Origin of the sequence: Hymenobacter edaphi, assembly GCF_003258365.1 — a bacterium.
GTDB classification, from domain to species: Bacteria; Bacteroidota; Bacteroidia; order Cytophagales; family Hymenobacteraceae; genus Solirubrum; species Solirubrum edaphi.
In genome coordinates, this window is record NZ_QHKM01000003.1 from 406065 (window position 1) to 423349 (window position 17285).

Below are 17285 nucleotides of genomic sequence, written 5' to 3' on the forward strand. Positions count from 1 at the left end.
TTCGCCCAACGCAAAACGCCCGCGGTCAATACGACCACGGGCGTCCACAAAATCCGTCAAATCCGCTGGAATCCGTGGCCTAATTGGCCACCTCGCTCAGGAACTTGATGCGCATCAGGCGCAGATCCTCTTCGGTGAAGTCGTCGGTGCCCAGCTCCTTCAGCGCCACCGCAATGTTATCGGTGTGGGCCGACATGAAGTAGTCGTAGATTTCGTCCTGCCGGTCCTCGTCGAGCACCGAGTTGATGTAGTAGTCCAGGTTGAGCTTGGTGCCGGAGTAGCAGATGTGCTCGATTTCCTCCATCAGCTCCCGCATGTCGATGCCCTTGGAGGAGGCAATTTCCTCCAGGTCCATCTTCTTGTCGATCTGCTGAATGATGTAAATCTTGATCTTGGACTTGTTGACGGCCGATTTCACCACCACGTCGGCGGCGGTTTCGATGTCGTTTTCCTGCACGTACTTCTTGATCAGCTCCAGGAACGGCCCGCCGAATTTCACGGCCTTGCCCTGGCCCACGCCCGAGACGTGCGCCAGGTCTTCCATCTTCACCGGGAAGGTGGTGGCCATTTCCTTGAGCGAAGGGTCCTGAAACAGCACGTAGGGCGGCAGGTTCTTCTGCTGGGCCAGCTTTTTGCGCAAGGCTTTCAGCATGTCGAACAGGGCCTGGTCGTGGCCGGCCGACTGCTGCACTTCCTCTTTCTGCTCTTCTTGCTGCACTTCCTCCTCGTAGTTGTGGTCCTTGGAGAACTTCAGGTTGAACGGCTCCTGCAAAAACTCCTCGCCCTTGGGACAGATACGCACCACGCCGAAGTTTTCGATGTCCTTGCCCAGGAAGCCCGCAATCATGCACTGACGCAGCACCGAGTGCCAAAAGGCAATGTCACGGTCCTTGCCCGCCCCGTATATCGGCAGCTGGTCGTGGCCGTAGCTTTCCACGTGCGGGTTGGTCATGCCCGTGAGCACCGCCGTCAGGTGCTCGATGCCGAAGCGCTGCTCGGTCTGCACCACCGCCTGCAGGGCCAGCAGCACGTGCTGCTTGGCTTCGAACTTCTCGCGCGGGTGGCGGCAGTTGTCGCAGAAGCCGCAGTCCTTTTCGTACACCTCGCCGAAGTAGTGCAGCAGCTGCTTGCGCCGGCACACCGCCGAATCGGCGTAGTTGGCCATTTCCTGCAGCAGCAGCTTGGAGTTGTCGCGCTCGGTTACGGGCTTATCCTTGTTGAACTTCTCCAGCTTCACGATGTCGTCGTAGCTGTAGAACATCAGGCAGTGGCCGTCGAGCCCGTCGCGGCCGGCGCGGCCGGTTTCCTGGTAGTAGCCTTCGATGCTTTTCGGCGTATCGTAGTGAATCACGAAGCGCACGTCCGGCTTGTCGATGCCCATGCCGAAGGCAATGGTAGCCACAATCACGTCGCAGTCCTCGCTCAGGAACGCGTCCTGGTTGTTCATGCGCGTCTGCGGGTCGAGGCCGGCGTGGTAGGGCAGGGCGCGCACGTCGTTGACGCGCAGCAGCTCGGCAATTTCCTCCACCTTCTTGCGGCTCAGGCAGTACACGATGCCCGCCTGTCCCTTCATGCCCTTCACGAACTGAATCAGGGCCTTTTTGGTCTGGTGCTTGGGCCGCACCTCGTAGTAGAGGTTGGTGCGGTTAAACGACGACTTGAACACCGACGCGTCGTCCATCTGCAGGTTTTTCTGGATGTCCAGCTGCACCTTGGGCGTGGCCGTAGCCGTGAGGGCAATAATCGGCACGTTGGCGCCGATATCGTCGATGATGCCGCGGATGCGGCGGTATTCCGGCCGGAAGTCGTGGCCCCACTCCGAAATGCAGTGCGCCTCGTCGATGGCCACGAACGAGATGGTGGCTTTCTGCAGGAAGTCCAGCGTCTCCTCCTTCGTCAGCGACTCGGGCGCCACGTAGAGCAGCTTCACGTCGCCGTTGATGACGTCGCGCTTCACCTTATTGGCCTCGGTCTTGGTGAGCGTGGAGTTCATCACCTGCGCATTCACCCCGAAGGCGTTGAGCTGGTCGACCTGGTTTTTCATCAGGGCAATCAGCGGCGAGATGACGATGGCCGTGCCCGGCAAGACCAGCGCCGGCAGCTGGTAGCACAGCGACTTACCCGCGCCCGTGGGCATTATCACGAAGGTGTTGTGCCCGTCGATGACGTTCTGGATGATGGCTTCCTGCGTGCCGCGGAACTGACCGTAGCCAAAAACTTCCTTTAACTTGGCCTTCAGATCAGCCGCCACGGGTTTGGCGGCCTTTTTCACGGGCGCCGCAAGTTCTGCTGTATTTGCTGCTTCTGACATCGTACTTCCTCGCTGAGCAAAAGGGTAAACCAGACGAAATTCACGCTCGGGGTTTACTGCTCAATCTAGACAAATTTAGATTGAAACCGTTGACGGACGTCAATTCCATTGGAAAAAATGTGCTTCTGCAAGAAGCAGAGGCCATTCGGGGGGTAGCCGAAGCTATAAGCCAAACCGGAGATTTTCAAGAGTGCGTGCGTGCCATTTTGGGACTACGCGGGCGCGTGGTCGTCACCGGCATCGGCAAGAGCGCGCACATTGCCGCCAAGATGGTGGCCACCTTCAACTCCACCGGCACGCCGGCCCTCTTTATGCACGCCGCCGACGCCATTCACGGCGACCTGGGCATGATTCAGGAAAGCGACTTTGTCATCTGCATCAGCAAGTCGGGCGACACGCCCGAAATCAAGGTGCTGGTGCCGCTGCTGCGCCGCCGACAGGTGCCCCTGGCCGCTTTGGTGTCAAACCGCGACTCCTACCTGGCCAAGCAGGCCGACTACGTGCTGCACGCCCCGGTAGAGCGCGAGGCCTGCCCGCACAACCTGGCGCCCACCACCAGCACCACCGCCGCCCTGGCCCTGGGCGACGCTTTGGCGGTGGCTCTGCTGGAGTCGCGCGGCTTCACGTCCCGCGACTTTGCCACCCTGCACCCGGGCGGCACGCTGGGCAAGAAGCTTTATTTAAAGGTGGGCGACCTGAGCCGGCAAAACCAGGTGCCCCAAGTCCTTGATAACGCCGGGCTGCGCGAAATAATTCTGGAAATCAGCGGCAAGCGCCTCGGCGCCACCGCCGTGCTCGACGCGGCCGGCCAGCTGCAGGGCATCATCACCGACGGCGACCTGCGCCGCATGCTCACCAACTTCGAGCCCGAGCGCCTCGGCGAAGTGCGGGCCCGCGCCATTATGACGCTCAGCCCGGTGACCATCGAGGTAGAGGAGTTTGCGGTGGAGGCGCTGGCCCGCATGCAGGCGCGCAATATCACCCAGCTGGTGGTAACGGAAGCGGGCCGTTTTCAGGGTTTTATCCACCTGCACGATTTGCTGCGCGAGGGGCTGGTCTAAGCGAATCCCTTACCTTTGCGGGCCCCCAGCGGCGCGGCATTCCCCTTACTGCACGGCCGCGCCGGGCTTTTGTTACTCCCTTCCTGATGAATCAGAATACGTACCTCGTGGTCATGGCCGGCGGCATCGGTAGCCGTTTCTGGCCCTTTAGCCGCACCAACAACCCCAAGCAGTTCCACGACGTGCTGGGCGTGGGCAAATCCATGCTGCGCCTGACGGTCGACCGTTTCGCCGGCATCTGCCCGCCCGAAAACGTGTTTGTGGTGACCAACCGCGACTACACCGAGCTGGTGCAGCAGCACCTGCCCGAGCTGCAGCCCGACCAGATTCTGGGGGAGCCCATCGGCCGCAACACCGCGCCCTGCATCGCCTACGCCAGTTACCGCATTGCCCAGCGCGACCCGCAGGCTACCATCATCGTGACGCCGGCCGACCACGCCGTGCTCAAGGAGGACGTGTTTCAGGACGTGATTCGGCAGGCCGTCAGCGCCGCGCAGCAGAACGACGTGCTCATCACGCTCGGCATTCAGCCTTCGCGCCCCGATACCGGCTACGGCTACATTCAGTTCATGGACGAGCAGAAACTCGGCGACACCAACCTGCGGAAGGTCAAGACCTTCACCGAGAAGCCCAACCTGGAGCTGGCGCAGATGTTCGTCGACAGCGGCGACTTCCTCTGGAATTCTGGCCTCTTCGTGTGGCGCGCCGACGTCATCGTGCGGGCCTTCCACCACTACCTCTCGGACATTGCCGAGGTATTTGATGAGGGCGCCGGGCAGCTGGGCACCGCGCAGGAAGCCGGTTTTATCGACGAGGCCTACTCGCGCAGCCGCAACATCAGCATCGACTACGGCATCATGGAGAAGGCCGACAACGTGTACGTGCTGCCCGCTGACTTCGGCTGGAGCGACCTGGGCACCTGGGACTCGCTGCACCGCATGGGCCGCCGCGACGAGCACAACAACGTCATCGACGGCGACGCCATGCTCTACGACACCAAGGAGTGCGTCATCAAAACGCCTTCGGAGCGCCTCGTGGTGGTGCAGGGCCTGGAAGGCTACATCGTGGCCGAGTACGACAACGTGCTGCTGATCTGCAAGCGCACCGAGGAGCAGCGCGTGAAGGAGTTCGTGGCCGACGTGAAGTCGAAGAAGGGCGCGGGATATAACTAGGTGACAAGTAAGAGGTAACACGTGACAGGTTTATGTTCTGTCCGGCCCCTACTTCGTCGCTCTACGAAAAAGGCCGGCCGCTCGATTGAGCGGCCGGCCTTCTGTTTTGGCGGTAGAGAGTGGTGACTTATTACGGGCCGTCTATCTCCTCATCACCCAAAACCTGTCACGTGTCACCTCTTACTTGTCACCCGCTACAAGTCGCTGGCGCAGCACTTCGTAGAGCAGGATGCCGCTGGCGACGGACACGTTCAACGAGCCAATCTGGCCAATCATCGGGATGCGGAGGCGGGCGTCGGACAGCTCCAGCAACTCGGGGCTGATGCCGTCTTCCTCGCTGCCCATCACCACCACCAGCGGGCCGGTCATGTCGATGCTGGCTTGCTCCAGGCTTGCGTTGCCCTTCTCGGTACAGGCCACGATCTGCAGGCCCGAGTCCTTGAGGCGGCGCAGGGTGGCGTGCAGGTTGGATTCGCGGCACACAGGTACGCGGGTGAGGGCGCCGGTCGAGGTCTTCAGCGCGTCGCCGTTCATCTGGGCCGCGCCGTGGGTGGGCACCACGATGGCGTCGACGCCGAGGCACTCCGCGGAGCGGGCAATGGCGCCGAAGTTGCGCACGTCGGTGATGCGGTCCAGCACCAGAATCAGCGGGGTCTTGCCCTGCTCGAACAGCGTCGGCAGCAGGTTGTCGAGCGGGGCGTAGTCGATGGGGGAGAGGAAGGCAACGGCACCCTGGTGGTTTTTGCGGGTGAGGTTGTCGAGCTTCTCGTTGGGCACCAGCGAAATGGGCGTGCCGGCGGCGCGGGCCAGGGCGCTGATGTCGCTGACGATGGTGTTTTTGGCACCCTTCAGCAGGTAGATTTTTTCCAGCGTCTTGCCGGCCTGCAGCGCTTCCATGATGGGGCGCAAGCCGAACACCATCTCGATGCTGCGGTCCTGGGCCTGGCGCGGCGGGTATTTCTTGTAGTCGGGGCGGCGCTCATTCAGCGGCCGGCCCGCGGGGCGGGGGCGTTCTTGCCAGTTCTCCATTGTTGCACGGCGCGCATCCAAAGCCATTCGTACTCAGGCCGACGCACCAGTTCGTAGTAGTCAGGGGCAAAGGTACTCGGTTTGGGCCGGAACGTGTAAGTGCCGGCGCGCTCGGGGCCCAGGTACTCCCAGCGCTCCGCCGTGGCCGAGCGCTCCACGCGGTCGGGCGGGCCGAGCACCACGTAGAGCAGGCCGCGGTCGGTCATCCAGCCGGGCTTGTGGGCGGTGAAGAGGCGGTTGGCCTCGGCCACGCGGCCGTAAAAGTCGCGAATGAGCACCCGGGCTACGCTTTGCTCCCCGCCGGCCGCCCGCAGCCAGAACTCGTCGACGGCGCGCTTGGGGGCTTCAGACCGCTCCAGCTGCTCGCGCTCCAGGGAGGTGGTCAGGTAGCGCAGCGGGTCAATCAGCTCGGGCGCGGTGGTGACTTCCGGAAAGCCGTCGGGCTGCACCAGCACGCCCAGCGGCGGGGCGTCGCCGAGCTGCAGGGTGTAGAGGCCGGGCTCGGCGAAGCGGATGGGCTGATCGGCCACCAGCGTCTGCACCGAAGCGGCGGTGAGGGTACGCGGGGCGGGGCGCTGCCGGGCCGGGTCGGTGTGCGGGGGCAGGGCGGGGCTGAAGTCGTGCGGGTAACGGCGCAGCGTGAGCACGGCGCTGGCGCCAGCGTCCAGGTCGAGGCGCACGGTTTCGCCGGTGCGCAGGTAGCGGCGCAGCAGCGGCCGGCCGGCCGAGTCGGTCAGCACAAAGGGGCGGCGGCGCAGCTCGGCGGTGAGCAGCAGCCAGGCCGTGACTTCGGGGGCGTCGGCAATGGCTTCGACGGAGCCCACGGCCAGCACCGCGGCGGCGGCCAGCGGGGCCAGCGGCACGCAGAAGCTCACCGTCACGTCGTTGCCGCGGCTGGTCTGGCCGAAGGGGCCGAGGTCGTCCTGCCAGCCCGGGCGCCGCGCCTCGTAGCTGCTCCAGGTCATCACGCGCAGGTGCTGATCGGCCCGCGGGGCGGTGCCAGCCGGAAAGCGCACGAACAGGCGCAGGCTGTCCGCGCCCTCACGCCGGGCGTCGATGCCGGGGCGGCCGGGGTGGTAGAGGCCGGCGAAGTCGATGCGCCAGGGCACGGGCTGCTTCTGGGCCGATACTGAGCCGGCAATTCCGAGGTAGCACAGAAGGAGCAGCAACGGACGCATCATGTTCCCAATAACGGCGGTGGGGCGGAAAAAGCTATACCGGCTGCAAATCAGCTGCCCGCCCTATGTACTACCGCTGGCAATTTATCATGTATACTATTCTCACTGGTGAAGCCCAAAAGTATACAGGCCTGTATACTTTTGGGCTTCACCAGTGAGAATAGTATACAGCATCAGTCAGCTAATTGAAATCTGACCTCAACACGAAACCGCCCCGCCGATGCAGTATCGGCGGGGCGGTTTCGTGTCAGTCAGCGGGCCGTATTAGCCACCCTGCTGCGGGTAGTACTGCTGCAGCAGGTTCAGGGCCTTGGTGGCGCGGCCCCGGTCACCCACTTGCTCGGCGGCGCGGTACACGCTCTGCAGGGTGAGCAGGTTCAGCTGCACTTCCAGGTCGAACAGGCCGCCGTCGGGGGCGGTGTTGTAGTAGGCCAGGGCCTGCTGGGCGCGGTTGGTCATGGTGTCCATGATTTCGTTGGCGCGCTGCGTTTCGCCCACTTTCACCAGCGGCACCACGAACTGCGGCACGTAGTAGTCGTAGGGAATGGCCTTGTCGGGCATCACCTTGAAGCAGTAGTTCATCACCTCCTTGGCCTTGGCGTTGTCGCCGGCGTCCACGTAGCTCTGGGCCAGGCGGTAGAACTTGTCGCGGTAGTTGGCGGGGAAGCGCAGGTTGTTCTCGTCGTAGAAGATGTCGGCGCGGTCCAGGTTGCGGTAGGCGAAGCGCTTCATCATGATGTCGTACATCAGGTCCTTCGCCACGTAGCCCTCCTGGTTGCTCTGCGGGTTGAAGCCGGGGTCCTTGATGGGCAGCACCCGGTAGGCCATGCCTTCCAGCTGGAAGTAGGGCTGCAGGTTCATGAAGTCCTGCGTGTTCACCGTCGAGGAGAAGTAAATCGGGCGCTGCCAGTTGTTGGTGGCCAGCATGTCCAGAATTACCAGGTTTTTCTTCTCGATGGCGCCGCGGCCCATGTCCCACTCCATGCGAGACACCACCTGGTTGCGGCGCTCGGGCAGCACCAGGCCCATTTTCTCCACCGCCACGGTATCGATAGGCAGGTAGAACTTACGCGTCGGGAACGAGAGCAGCGGACGGCCGCTCTGCGTCTGCACCTGCAGCAAGGGGGAGTTTTGCTCCACCAGCTGCATGAACTGCTTCAGGTCAACCTCCTTCACGGCCGGGTTTTCGGCGTAGGGTAGGTAGTCGTTGGTGCCCTGCTGGTACACCGAGTGCTCCATAGAAATCGGCAGCGGCTGCGACTTGTAGCTGCGGCGCTTCATCTGGTCGATGTACCAGTCGGTGTTCAGGTAGCTGAGCACGGCCACCCGCACGTCGGTGCGCACGCCCTCCACTTCCTGGGCGTACCAGAGCGGGAAGGTGTCGTTGTCGCCGTTGGTAAACAGAATGGCGTTGGGCTGCAGCGAGTTCAGTAGGTTCTTGGCCGAGTCCACCGAGTTGTAGCGGTCCGACCGGTCGTGGTCGTTCCAGCCTTGGGCGGCCATCAGCGCGGGCGCCACAAGGCCGATAGCCACGGCAATACCGCCGCGGGCCGAATCCGACTTGAGCACCGTGCGCAGCAGCGCCGCAAGGCCCAGTACCCCGAGCCCAATCCAGATGGCAAAGGCGTAGGTGGCCCCGGCGAAGGTGTAGTCCCGCTCGCGCGGCTCGATGGGCGGCTGGTTGAGGTAAATGACGATGGCCAGGCCCGTGAACAGGAACAGGAAGCCCACCATCAGGGCGTTGTTGCCGTCGCGGCGGGCGTGGAAGAACAAACCTACAATGCCGAGCAGCAGCGGAATGGCGAAGAAGTTGTTGCGGGCCTTGCTGTCGGCAATGCGCTCGGGCAGGCCGCTATTGCTGCCCTCGTTGGGCCACATCACGCCGGCCTGCTGCACGTCGGAGTCGCGGCCCACGAAGTTCCACATGAAGTAGCGCCAGAACATGTGGCCCATCTGGTAACGGAACAAGAAGCCCAGATTTTCGCCCATGGTGGGCTTGGCGTAGGCCGTCTGGCCCGTCTCGGGGTCTTGGGTCTGGCGCACGTCCACGCCCCACTTCTGGTACTGCTGAATGTGGCCGGGGTCGGGCGAGTAAAGGCGCGGCAACAGCACTTTGTCCTCGTCGCGGTACAGCGTTTCGAGGCGGTGCTCGGCAATTTCGTACTTGTCCTTGCCGCGCACGTAGCGCGGGGCGCCTTCCTTCTGGTCGTAGGGCTGGGCGCTGAACTGCGGCCCGTAGAGGAGGGGCCGGTCACCGTACTGCTCGCGCTTCAGGTAGCTCACGAACGATAGCACGTCGTTGGGCGTGTTCTCGTTGATGGTCGGCAAGAACGACGAGCGGATCGGAATGATCAGGTACGAGGAGTAGCCGATCAGGATGAACACCAGGCTGAGCAGGGCCGTGTTGAGCAGGCGGCTGCTGCGCTGCTTGGAGTAGCGGAAGCCAAACCAGAGCAGCCCGAAGAAGACAATCAGGAAGAAGATCAGGCCCGAGCTGAACGGCAGCCCGAACGAGTTGACGAACAGCACCTCAAACCAGCCGGCAATCGACGGCAGGCCCGGGATAATGCCCGCCAGAATCACCCCCACGATAACGCTGCTGACCACCAGGGTGATAAAGCCGCCGGTCCAGGTCGGCGTAGCGGTGCGCCGGAAGTAGTAGATCAGGCCCAGGGCCGGAATGGCGAGCAGGTTCAGCAAGTGCACCCCGATACTCAGACCCATCACGTAGGCAATCAGAATCAGCCACTTATCCGAGTCGTACTCGTCGGCGCGGTTTTCCCACTTCAGCATCAGCCACACCACCGCGGCGGTGCACAGCGACGACATGGCGTACACCTCGGCCTCCACGGCGTTGAACCAGAACGAGTCGGAGAAGGCTAGGGCCAGCGCGCCGACCACGCCACTGCCCAGGATGAGCAGGGTTTGGCCGCTGCTGGGCTCGGCGTGCCGGTCGTCGTGCATGCCGGGGCGGCCCAGTACCAGCTTCTTGGCCAGCATGGTGATGGTCCAGAACAGGAACAGCACCGTGAACGAGGAGCTCAGCCCCGACAGGGCATTCACCAGCACCGACACCTTCGTCACGTCGCCGAAGGAGAGCAGGGAGAACAGGCGACCCAGCAGCAGGAAGGTGGGCGCGCCGGGCGGGTGCGGTACCAGCAGCTTGTAGGAGCAGGCAATGAACTCGCCGCAGTCCCAGAAACTAGCCGTGGGTTCCAGCGTGAGCAGATAGGTAATGGTGGCCACGGCAAATACCAGCCAGCCCACCAGGTTATTCAGTCGCGAGTAACGCTGCATACAGGGATTTTCAGGAATCCCAAAAGTAGGGATAAATGCGGCAAGGGCCACGCCCCGGCCGTCGGGGCGTTTTTCGGCGGGGAAAGGCACAAAAAAACATCCGCCCCGGAAGGAGCGGATGCTGGTATGAGCGGGGGCTGAAGGGCCGCGGACTAGTTCTGCACCGTCACGCGCTTCGTGGCCAGCACCTTGTCGTTGCTGAGCACCGAGCAGATGTAAAGCCCGGCCGGCAGGGCCGCAAAATTGATGGGCTGGCCGCTGGTCAGGGTCTCGGGGCGCAGCACCACGCTCTGCACCTCGCGCCCGATGATGTTGGTGATACGCAGGCGGTAGGCCTGCCCGCCTTTCAGCTCACCCATGGTCAGCACGGCCTCGCCGCCCCGCACCGGGTTGGGGAAAATGTTGAGCTGCGCCGCCGCCTGCTTGGTGGCTTCCTGGGCCGGCGTCGGGGTCGAGACGCGCACGCTGCCCCACATGCCGATGCGGCCGGGCGCCCCGTGGGCCGAGCAGTAGTAGTCGTAAGTGCCCGCCGTGGCGAAGGTGACGCTGCGGGTCAGGAGGGTGGGGCCGAGGGTGAAGGGCGAGAAGGCCGCGGGCGAGCTTTCCGACACCGTCGGGTGCGTGCCGGCCACCAGCTCAAACCGCACCACGTCGCCGGGGGCAATGTTGACCACCTGTGGGGTGTACTGGTTGTTATCAACCTGCACCGTAAACGTGGCCGCCCATGCGGGCGCCTGCAGCAAAAGCAGGCTGGTAGCGGCAACTAGGCGAGTAAAAAGCTTCATGGGAAATTGGCGTTGAGAGCGGGCCCCGCTGAGGTTTCAGCCAGGCCTAAGATAGGAAATTTCCGAGGGAGTCCGGCGGAGGCAGCAGCCCTGATGCAAGGCCCGTGCCGGAACCGGGGCGGGCGGTGGCCAGCGGTTGGAACCTCGTTTGGCCGGTGGGTTTAAGCAGCTAGGGAGCGGGCATAGCGGTAGCGGTGAAGAAGGTGCGCTTCTTCACTCGCAGGCGGCGCCCCAATGGTTGCCCGCCGGCCGAAAATGCCCGGGTCTAGTCGTTCAGCACGTGGCGAATTTCCTGCAGCCCGAAGCTGCGCCGCTGCCCGCCGGCCTGCTCCACCACCAGCTGCCCGGCCTCGGTCACGTCCACGATGCGGCCCGGCGCGCGCTTGCCCGCCACTTCGAAGGTGTGCCACTCGTCGTAGCGGTAGAGCACCTGCCGGTAAGCCTGCTGCAGCGCTGCCACGTGGCCGGCGCGCAGCTGCAGGTAGCGGCGCTCCAGGCTTTCGAGCAGGCGGGCGGCCAGCGGCGGCAGGGCGTAGGCGCGGCCCGTCAGGCGGCTCAGCGAAGTGGCCGTGGGCGCGTCGAACTGCGTCTGGTTGACATTTATTCCGATGCCCGCCACGCTGTAATGAATTTGTGCGCCGTTCAGCGTGTTCTCAATCAGGATGCCGCCCAGCTTCTGGTCCTGGTAAAACAGGTCGTTGGGCCACTTCAGGCGCAGGGCCGGGTCGGGGCCGAGCAGGGCACTGGCCCAGTCGTGCACGGCCAGGGCCACGGCCAGGTTCAGGTGAAACGAGGCTGCCGCCGGCAGAAACGCCGGGCGCCACACCACCGACAGGGTCAGGTTTTCGCCCGGGGCGGCTTCCCACTGATTGCCGCGCTGGCCGCGTCCGGCCGTCTGCTTGTCCGTTATGACGGTACAGCCATCGGTGGCGCGGTTTTGGCCTATCAGCTCCCGGGCTTCCGTGTTTGTGGAGCCACATTCCGGCAACCAGATAAGCTGTTGGCCCGTGAAGAGCGTTTGGGGACTGATTGGCTCCACTTGTTTTTCGCTACTTTGTATTGACAAACCTACTTTCTTCACATGAAAATTACCCCGGTTCGGCAGGATTCGGACAACTTGGCAGACCTCGTCGTACGTGGGATGCAGGACAAAAAGGCTTCTGACATCGTCGTACTCAATCTTAAACACCTCAAAAACGCCGTTGCCGATTACTTCGTCATCTGCTCGGCTTCCTCCGATACCCAGCTCGACGCCATTGCCCGCTCGGTAGAGGAAGAAGTGGAAAAATCCACCGGGCAGAACCCGTGGCAGAGCGAAGGCCGCCAGAACCGCGAGTGGGTCCTGCTCGATTACGTCGACGTAGTCGTGCACGTCTTCCTGCGCGACCGTCGCTCGTTCTACGCCCTCGAAGAGTTGTGGGGCGACGCGGAAATTTCCTTTATCGAGGAAGAAACGGCGGTCAAGTAACCCCCGATTGCCCTGCTTGCTGCTGATTTTGCGCGGCCGGTAAAGTAATTGCCGGGCCGTTGCGTCAGCCCTGGCAACCAGGCCCCGCCGGCAGCGACCTTGCCGCCAGCGGGGTCGAACAAACCGCTTTGGCGGCGTGTTCAGGTCTGCAGTGTCTCTCTTTGTTGAAGACCAATCTTATTCATGCCAGATAACACCCCTTCTCCGAAAAAGAAAAAACCCATGCTGCCCTCGCCCGGTGCTCCCAAGCCCGGCGTGCAGCTGTGGGTGCTGCTCGGGCTGACGATTCTCGTGTTTGGGTTCTACTACCTGAACCGCGGCAACTCGGCCATCGAGATTAACCAGCAGGAGTTTGAGCAGATGTACCAGGCCGGTGACGTGCGCGACGTCACGCTCATCAACGACCGGCTGGTGGAAGTCACGCTCAAGAAAGACGCCCTGCAAACCAACAAGTACGGCTCGCAGTTGCGCAACCGCGGCCCGCTGATGACCGAGCAGACGCCGCAGTTCAACTTCCGCGTCATCGACGGCAAGACGTTTAAGGAAGACTTCGATAAGCTGCAGGCCAACATTCCGCCGCCCCAGCGCGTGGGTCTGAAAGTGGACAGCCGCCAGGGCGTCACCGATCTATTTGCCAGCTGGGGCTTTATGCTGCTGCTGCTCGTGGGCTTCTGGTTCCTGATGCGCCGCATGAGCGGCGCGGGCGGGCCCGGTGGCCAGATCTTCAACATCGGCAAGTCGCGCGCGGCCCTGTTTGAGGGCGGCGACAAAGTGAAAATCACCTTCAAGGACGTTGCCGGTCTGGAAGAGGCCAAGGAAGAGGTGCAGGAAATCGTGGAGTTCCTCAAGAACCCCTCGAAGTTCACCATCCTCGGCGGCAAGATTCCCAAAGGCGCCCTGCTCGTGGGGCCTCCCGGTACGGGCAAGACCTTGCTGGCTAAGGCCGTAGCCGGCGAAGCCGACGTGCCCTTCTTCTCGCTGTCGGGCTCCGACTTCGTGGAAATGTTTGTCGGGGTGGGGGCCGCCCGCGTGCGGGACCTGTTTAAGCAGGCCAAGGCCAAGGCGCCCTGTATCATCTTCATCGACGAAATCGATGCCATCGGCCGCAGCCGCAGCCGGGGCAACGTGCCCGGCGGCAACGACGAGCGGGAAAACACCCTGAACTCGCTGCTGGTGGAAATGGACGGCTTCGGTACCGACTCCGGCGTCATCATCCTGGCCGCCACCAACCGTCCCGATACCCTCGACTCGGCCCTGCTGCGCCCTGGCCGCTTCGACCGACAAATCAGCGTCGACCCGCCGGATCTGAATGGCCGCACCGCCATCTTCCAGGTGCACCTGAAGCCGCTGACGCTGGCGCCCGACGTGGACGCCAAACGCCTGTCGGCCCAGACGCCGGGCTTTGCCGGCGCCGAAATTGCCAACGTCTGCAACGAAGCCGCCCTCATTGCCGCCCGCCGCGACAAGAAGATGGTGACCATGCAGGACTTCCACGACGCCATCGACCGCGTCATCGGCGGCTTGGAGAAGAAAAACAAAATCATCAGCCCCGAGGAAAAGAAAATCGTGGCCTACCACGAAGCGGGCCACGCCGTGGCCGGCTGGTTCCTGGAGCACGCCGAGCCGCTGGTGAAGGTGAGCATTGTGCCCCGCGGCTACGCGGCCCTGGGCTACGCGCAGTACCTGCCGCGCGAGCAGTTCCTCTACACCACCGACCAGCTGCTCGACCAGATGTGCGTGACGCTGGGCGGCCGGGCCGCCGAGGACCTGGTGTTCAACAAGATTTCGACCGGTGCCCTGTCTGACCTCGAAAGCATCACCAAGCGCGCCTACGGCATGGTGTCGGTGTACGGCATGAACGACAAGATTGGCAACGTGTCGTTCTACGACTCGCAGGGCCGCAACGAGTACGGCTTCTCCAAGCCCTACTCCGAAGCCACCGCCCAGACCATCGACGAGGAAGTGCGCAAAATGATTGACGAGCAGTACCAGCGCACCAAGCAGCTGCTGACCGAGCGCGGCGCCGAGCTGGAAGCCGTGGCGCAGGAACTGCTGCGCAAGGAAGTGCTGCTGCAGGACGATCTGGAGCGCCTCGTGGGCAAGCGGCCTTTCTCGGTGCCGACGGCCTACCAGGCCCATATGGAAGGCACCGACCGCAGCGAAACGCTGTCGGAGTGGCGCGAAGGGCACCCCAGCGGCGCCTCGCCCATGCACCGCGACGCCCCGGAGCCGCCGCTGCCCGGCATCGATACCCCGCCGGTGACGCCTCCCGCACCCGCGCCCAGCGTACCAAGTGGTACGGCCGTTTAGCAAGCGGTAACTAAACCACCCAGGAAAAGCCCGCTGCCTTGCGAAAGGCAGCGGGCTTTTTTACGCCCTGCAGAGCACGGGCAAACGCAAAAAAACCGCCGGCACAGCCTGCGGTTTTTCGACACACCTATTGCAACAACCTACTAGAGAAGGGTCTAATAAAGTGACCAGTCTCCGGATAGATAGTATCTAAGCTGGGCCGTCCAAGGTGGGGAACAGACCAACTATTATATCTCCGATGCGCACGGCGGCTCCGCGGCGCAGGGCTTCTTCAACTTTCGACACATCGGCGACCAAAAGGCCGTCCGTCGTGCTGACGGCATCCACACCTGACTCCAGATTGGATGCGGTGGTTAGGCTGGTGGCTTGCATTGTGATGGTGGTTTGAATGCAACAACCCGGATCTGGAAAAGCGGGCGCCAACACGAGTGGTTAGCCTTGAGCTGGCGGCCTTTCCTAATCTTTACACTACAAAGGAAGGGTGCAGACGGGCGCAGGTAAAGGAAGAACGCCTTGCTGGTGTGACGCGTATTTTCTTGAAAGTCGTGGCCCGGTTGTCCGTCGGAGCAGTATGTGTTATTCGTACAACGCATTCAAGACCCAAGCTTTGTGGGCTATATTAAGGCGTTGCTGTAATTAGTGCGTCTGCGAATTTGTTAGCTCTTTGTGACATGCATGCCAGAGGCAAGGCTGGTGGATGTTTGCAAGGGACTGGCTTGCGTAGGGAGCAGTTGGTAAATGGCGGTAATGGTCAGGGTCAGGGCTAGCAAGCTGCTCGTTATCAGCCACCAGGCCGCTGGCTCCAGCCGGGCGTTGGCCAGTGTAAGTCCCCAATCGGCCTGATCAGGAGTAAGCCCGACACCCAGAAATGCCAGCGTGGTTTGGAGTCCAAGGCAGATGCTGAGGTTGAGCGGGAGGGTGCTGCGCAGGCTGGGCCAGGCGTTTGGGATAATGTGGGCCCACAGCAAACGAGCCGCGGAGTAGCCCGCTACGCGCCCGGCCTCCACGTAGGAACGGCGGCGCAGCTGCTGGACCAGAGTACGGGTAAGGCGGGCGGTACTAGGCCAACAGGTAAATACCAATACGCCGAGCAGCCAGCCGCCGGCCGGGGGGTGAAGAGCAGTCAGGGCCAGCACCAGCACCAGCCGCGGCACCGCGCCCAGCCAGGCCGCCGCACTCAGCACCAGCCAGTCGAGAGGCACGGCCACGGTGGCGGCAAAAGCAGCCCGTGAATAAATGGCTGCCGTTGCAAGGGCCGCGCCCAGCAGCCACCAGCCGGCGGCTGCCGGAGCCGAGGCCAGCAGGCCAATAAGGCCAGCGAGTAACACGGCGGCCGCGCTGCGCCGCACCCGCAGGCCGGTGTTGCCCCAGTAGCCCGCCGCGGCCCCCAGCAGCAGGCCCAGCGCCGAGGCCAGCAGTGCCGCCGGCAGGCTGATGATAAATAAGCGCCGTGTGCCCAGCATCAGGTCGGTCAGCACGTCGCGGCCGAAAGGGTCGGTGCCCAGCCAATGCTGCCGGGAAGGCGGCTGGCTGAGGAGCCCCACGTCCACAAGCGCGGGCCGGCCGGCGGCTGGCCCAAACGCCGCCCAGGCGGCGGCCACGGCCAGCAGCAGCAGCCAGAGCCCGGCCAGCCCGCGGCCGGAAAAGCGAAAACGCGAACGGGCCGGAGTCACAGCAGGCGCGGGTCAAGCAGCACATTGAGGAAGTCGGCCAGTAGCCAGGCCAGCAGGCGCACGGCCGCTATCAGCAGCACGCCCCCGACCAGCACCGGAACGTCGCGGGCGGCGGCGGCTTCGGCCAGCAGGCGGCCCATGCCCGGCAGCGCGAAGACCACCTCGATAACGACCGCCCCGGCCACCACGCCCGGCACTAGGTCGGCGAGGCGCGTGAAGAACACGGGCGCGGCATTGGGCAGCACATGGCGCCAGCTGGTGCGTTGCCGCGACGCACCTTTGGCGCGGGCCGTAGCCACGTAAGGCTGTTGCCACTGCTCACGCAGGGCCGCCGCCACCGGCAAAAACAAGGCGGGCAGGCTGCTTATCGTCAGGGCCGTAACCGGCAGCACGAAGTAGGGCGCCGCCTGCCACGGCCGGGCACCCGTAACCGAAAAATCAGCCGGCAGGCCGTACGCCGGAAACAGCGGCCAGAAATCAGGGTTGGCCAATAGCAGCAGTAGCAGCATGCCGACGACAAACAAGGGCAGGCTATCCAGAAAATACCCGGCCGATACCAACCGTCGGTACCAGCGGGGGCGCCGCGCGGCCCACTGGGCCAGCAGCAGCGATAACCCGGCGCCCAGCAGCAGGGCACTGCCGGTGAGCGGCAGCGTGAGTTGCAGGGCCCGGCGCAGGTGCTCCGTCACGGCTGTGCCGTCGCGAAACGAGCTGCCCAGCTCCCCGCGGCTCACTTGCGTCAGCCAGCGGTGGTACTGGTTGGGCGTGCCGTGCCACCGCCACGGCAGCAGGCGAAAGTAAAACAGCGGCGTTTGCAGGCCTAGCCGCTGCTGGTAGTCCGTTTCGGCGGCGGCCTGCTGGCCGAAAGTGCCGACGCGCTCATCCGTGAACAGCTGCGGCGCCGCGCCCGGTAGGCTGCGGCTCAGCAGAAACAGCGCGGAGGCAATCAGCCAGGCCGTGCCCAGCGCCCGCGCGACGCGCAGCAGCAACGCTCCGGCCAT

13 protein-coding genes are annotated in these 17285 nt (G+C 63.6%); 4 read left to right on the forward strand and 9 right to left on the reverse strand.

Features of this window, described 5'->3' with window-relative positions:
• Nucleotides 1-79: 79 nt before the first annotated feature.
• Entirely contained in the window at nucleotides 80-2272 is a 2193-nt protein-coding gene (gene recQ, locus DLM85_RS12200) for a DNA helicase RecQ (protein WP_243635941.1), read from the reverse strand.
• Between the two features lie 119 nt (nucleotides 2273-2391).
• Here recQ and DLM85_RS12205 point away from each other — a divergent pair, with 119 nt between their 5' ends.
• Complete coding sequence (locus tag DLM85_RS12205; protein WP_111478382.1) at nucleotides 2392-3372, forward strand: KpsF/GutQ family sugar-phosphate isomerase; 981 nt, start codon at nucleotides 2392-2394, stop codon at nucleotides 3370-3372.
• A gap of 86 nt (nucleotides 3373-3458) precedes the next feature.
• Nucleotides 3459-4544, forward strand: coding sequence for a mannose-1-phosphate guanylyltransferase (locus tag DLM85_RS12210; protein WP_111478383.1), 1086 nt, complete (start codon nucleotides 3459-3461; stop codon nucleotides 4542-4544).
• Nucleotides 4545-4724: 180 nt separating this feature from the next.
• On the opposite strand, the gene rlmB is transcribed toward DLM85_RS12210, so the two are convergent.
• From rlmB to DLM85_RS12235, 5 genes are all read right to left on the reverse strand, one after another.
• Nucleotides 4725-5573 (reverse strand): 23S rRNA (guanosine(2251)-2'-O)-methyltransferase RlmB, encoded by an 849-nt coding sequence (gene rlmB / locus DLM85_RS12215; protein ID WP_207891017.1) that lies wholly within the window; start codon nucleotides 5571-5573, stop codon nucleotides 4725-4727.
• Nucleotides 5528-6754, reverse strand: coding sequence for a GWxTD domain-containing protein (locus DLM85_RS12220; protein ID WP_111478384.1), 1227 nt, complete (start codon nucleotides 6752-6754; stop codon nucleotides 5528-5530). Before DLM85_RS12220 ends, rlmB begins: the two co-directional genes overlap by 46 nt.
• Before the next feature lie 261 nt (nucleotides 6755-7015).
• Entirely contained in the window at nucleotides 7016-10048 is a 3033-nt protein-coding gene (locus tag DLM85_RS12225) for a glycosyltransferase family 117 protein (protein ID WP_111478385.1), read from the reverse strand.
• A 152-nt stretch (nucleotides 10049-10200) separates the two neighbouring features.
• Nucleotides 10201-10833, reverse strand: coding sequence for a T9SS type A sorting domain-containing protein (locus DLM85_RS12230; RefSeq protein ID WP_111478386.1), 633 nt, complete (start codon nucleotides 10831-10833; stop codon nucleotides 10201-10203).
• Between the two features lie 265 nt (nucleotides 10834-11098).
• On the reverse strand, nucleotides 11099-11821 hold the full coding sequence (locus tag DLM85_RS12235; RefSeq protein WP_243635942.1) for a biotin--[acetyl-CoA-carboxylase] ligase: 723 nt from the start codon (nucleotides 11819-11821) through the stop codon (nucleotides 11099-11101).
• Between the two features lie 93 nt (nucleotides 11822-11914).
• On the opposite strand from DLM85_RS12235, the gene rsfS reads away from it, so the two are divergent.
• The gene (gene rsfS / locus DLM85_RS12240) at nucleotides 11915-12301 is read left to right on the forward strand and encodes a ribosome silencing factor (protein ID WP_111478388.1); all 387 of its coding nucleotides are present in this window, start codon (nucleotides 11915-11917) and stop codon (nucleotides 12299-12301) included.
• A gap of 183 nt (nucleotides 12302-12484) precedes the next feature.
• On the forward strand, nucleotides 12485-14611 hold the full coding sequence (ftsH, locus tag DLM85_RS12245; RefSeq protein ID WP_111478389.1) for an ATP-dependent zinc metalloprotease FtsH: 2127 nt from the start codon (nucleotides 12485-12487) through the stop codon (nucleotides 14609-14611).
• A gap of 189 nt (nucleotides 14612-14800) precedes the next feature.
• Here the strand turns inward: ftsH and DLM85_RS25075 are convergent, their stop codons facing one another.
• From DLM85_RS25075 to DLM85_RS12255, 3 genes are all read right to left on the reverse strand, one after another.
• Complete coding sequence (locus tag DLM85_RS25075) at nucleotides 14801-14983, reverse strand: hypothetical protein (RefSeq protein ID WP_133257031.1); 183 nt, start codon at nucleotides 14981-14983, stop codon at nucleotides 14801-14803.
• A gap of 284 nt (nucleotides 14984-15267) precedes the next feature.
• A complete protein-coding gene (locus tag DLM85_RS12250; RefSeq protein WP_111478390.1) occupies nucleotides 15268-16284 on the reverse strand; it encodes an ABC transporter permease subunit in 1017 nt (338 codons plus the stop codon).
• The gene (locus DLM85_RS12255; RefSeq protein ID WP_111478391.1) at nucleotides 16281-17285 is read right to left on the reverse strand and encodes an ABC transporter permease; all 1005 of its coding nucleotides are present in this window, start codon (nucleotides 17283-17285) and stop codon (nucleotides 16281-16283) included. The genes DLM85_RS12250 and DLM85_RS12255 overlap by 4 nt, the downstream gene beginning before the upstream one ends.

What these genes read in the sequence shown, in the direction of transcription:
- DLM85_RS12225 (WP_111478385.1), bottom strand. Translation starts at nt 10,048, where the DNA reads ATGCAGCGTTACTCGCGACTGAATAACCTGGTGGGCTGGCTGGTATTT.
- rlmB (WP_207891017.1), bottom strand. Translation starts at nt 5,573, where the DNA reads ATGGAGAACTGGCAAGAACGCCCCCGCCCCGCGGGCCGGCCGCTGAAT.
- DLM85_RS12255 (WP_111478391.1), bottom strand. Translation starts at nt 17,285, where the DNA reads ATGGCCGGAGCGTTGCTGCTGCGCGTCGCGCGGGCGCTGGGCACGGCC.
- DLM85_RS12210 (WP_111478383.1), top strand. Translation starts at nt 3,459, where the DNA reads ATGAATCAGAATACGTACCTCGTGGTCATGGCCGGCGGCATCGGTAGC.
- rsfS (WP_111478388.1), top strand. Translation starts at nt 11,915, where the DNA reads ATGAAAATTACCCCGGTTCGGCAGGATTCGGACAACTTGGCAGACCTC.
- DLM85_RS25075 (WP_133257031.1), bottom strand. Translation starts at nt 14,983, where the DNA reads ATGCAAGCCACCAGCCTAACCACCGCATCCAATCTGGAGTCAGGTGTG.
- ftsH (WP_111478389.1), top strand. Translation starts at nt 12,485, where the DNA reads ATGCCAGATAACACCCCTTCTCCGAAAAAGAAAAAACCCATGCTGCCC.
- DLM85_RS12230 (WP_111478386.1), bottom strand. Translation starts at nt 10,833, where the DNA reads ATGAAGCTTTTTACTCGCCTAGTTGCCGCTACCAGCCTGCTTTTGCTG.
- DLM85_RS12220 (WP_111478384.1), bottom strand. Translation starts at nt 6,754, where the DNA reads ATGATGCGTCCGTTGCTGCTCCTTCTGTGCTACCTCGGAATTGCCGGC.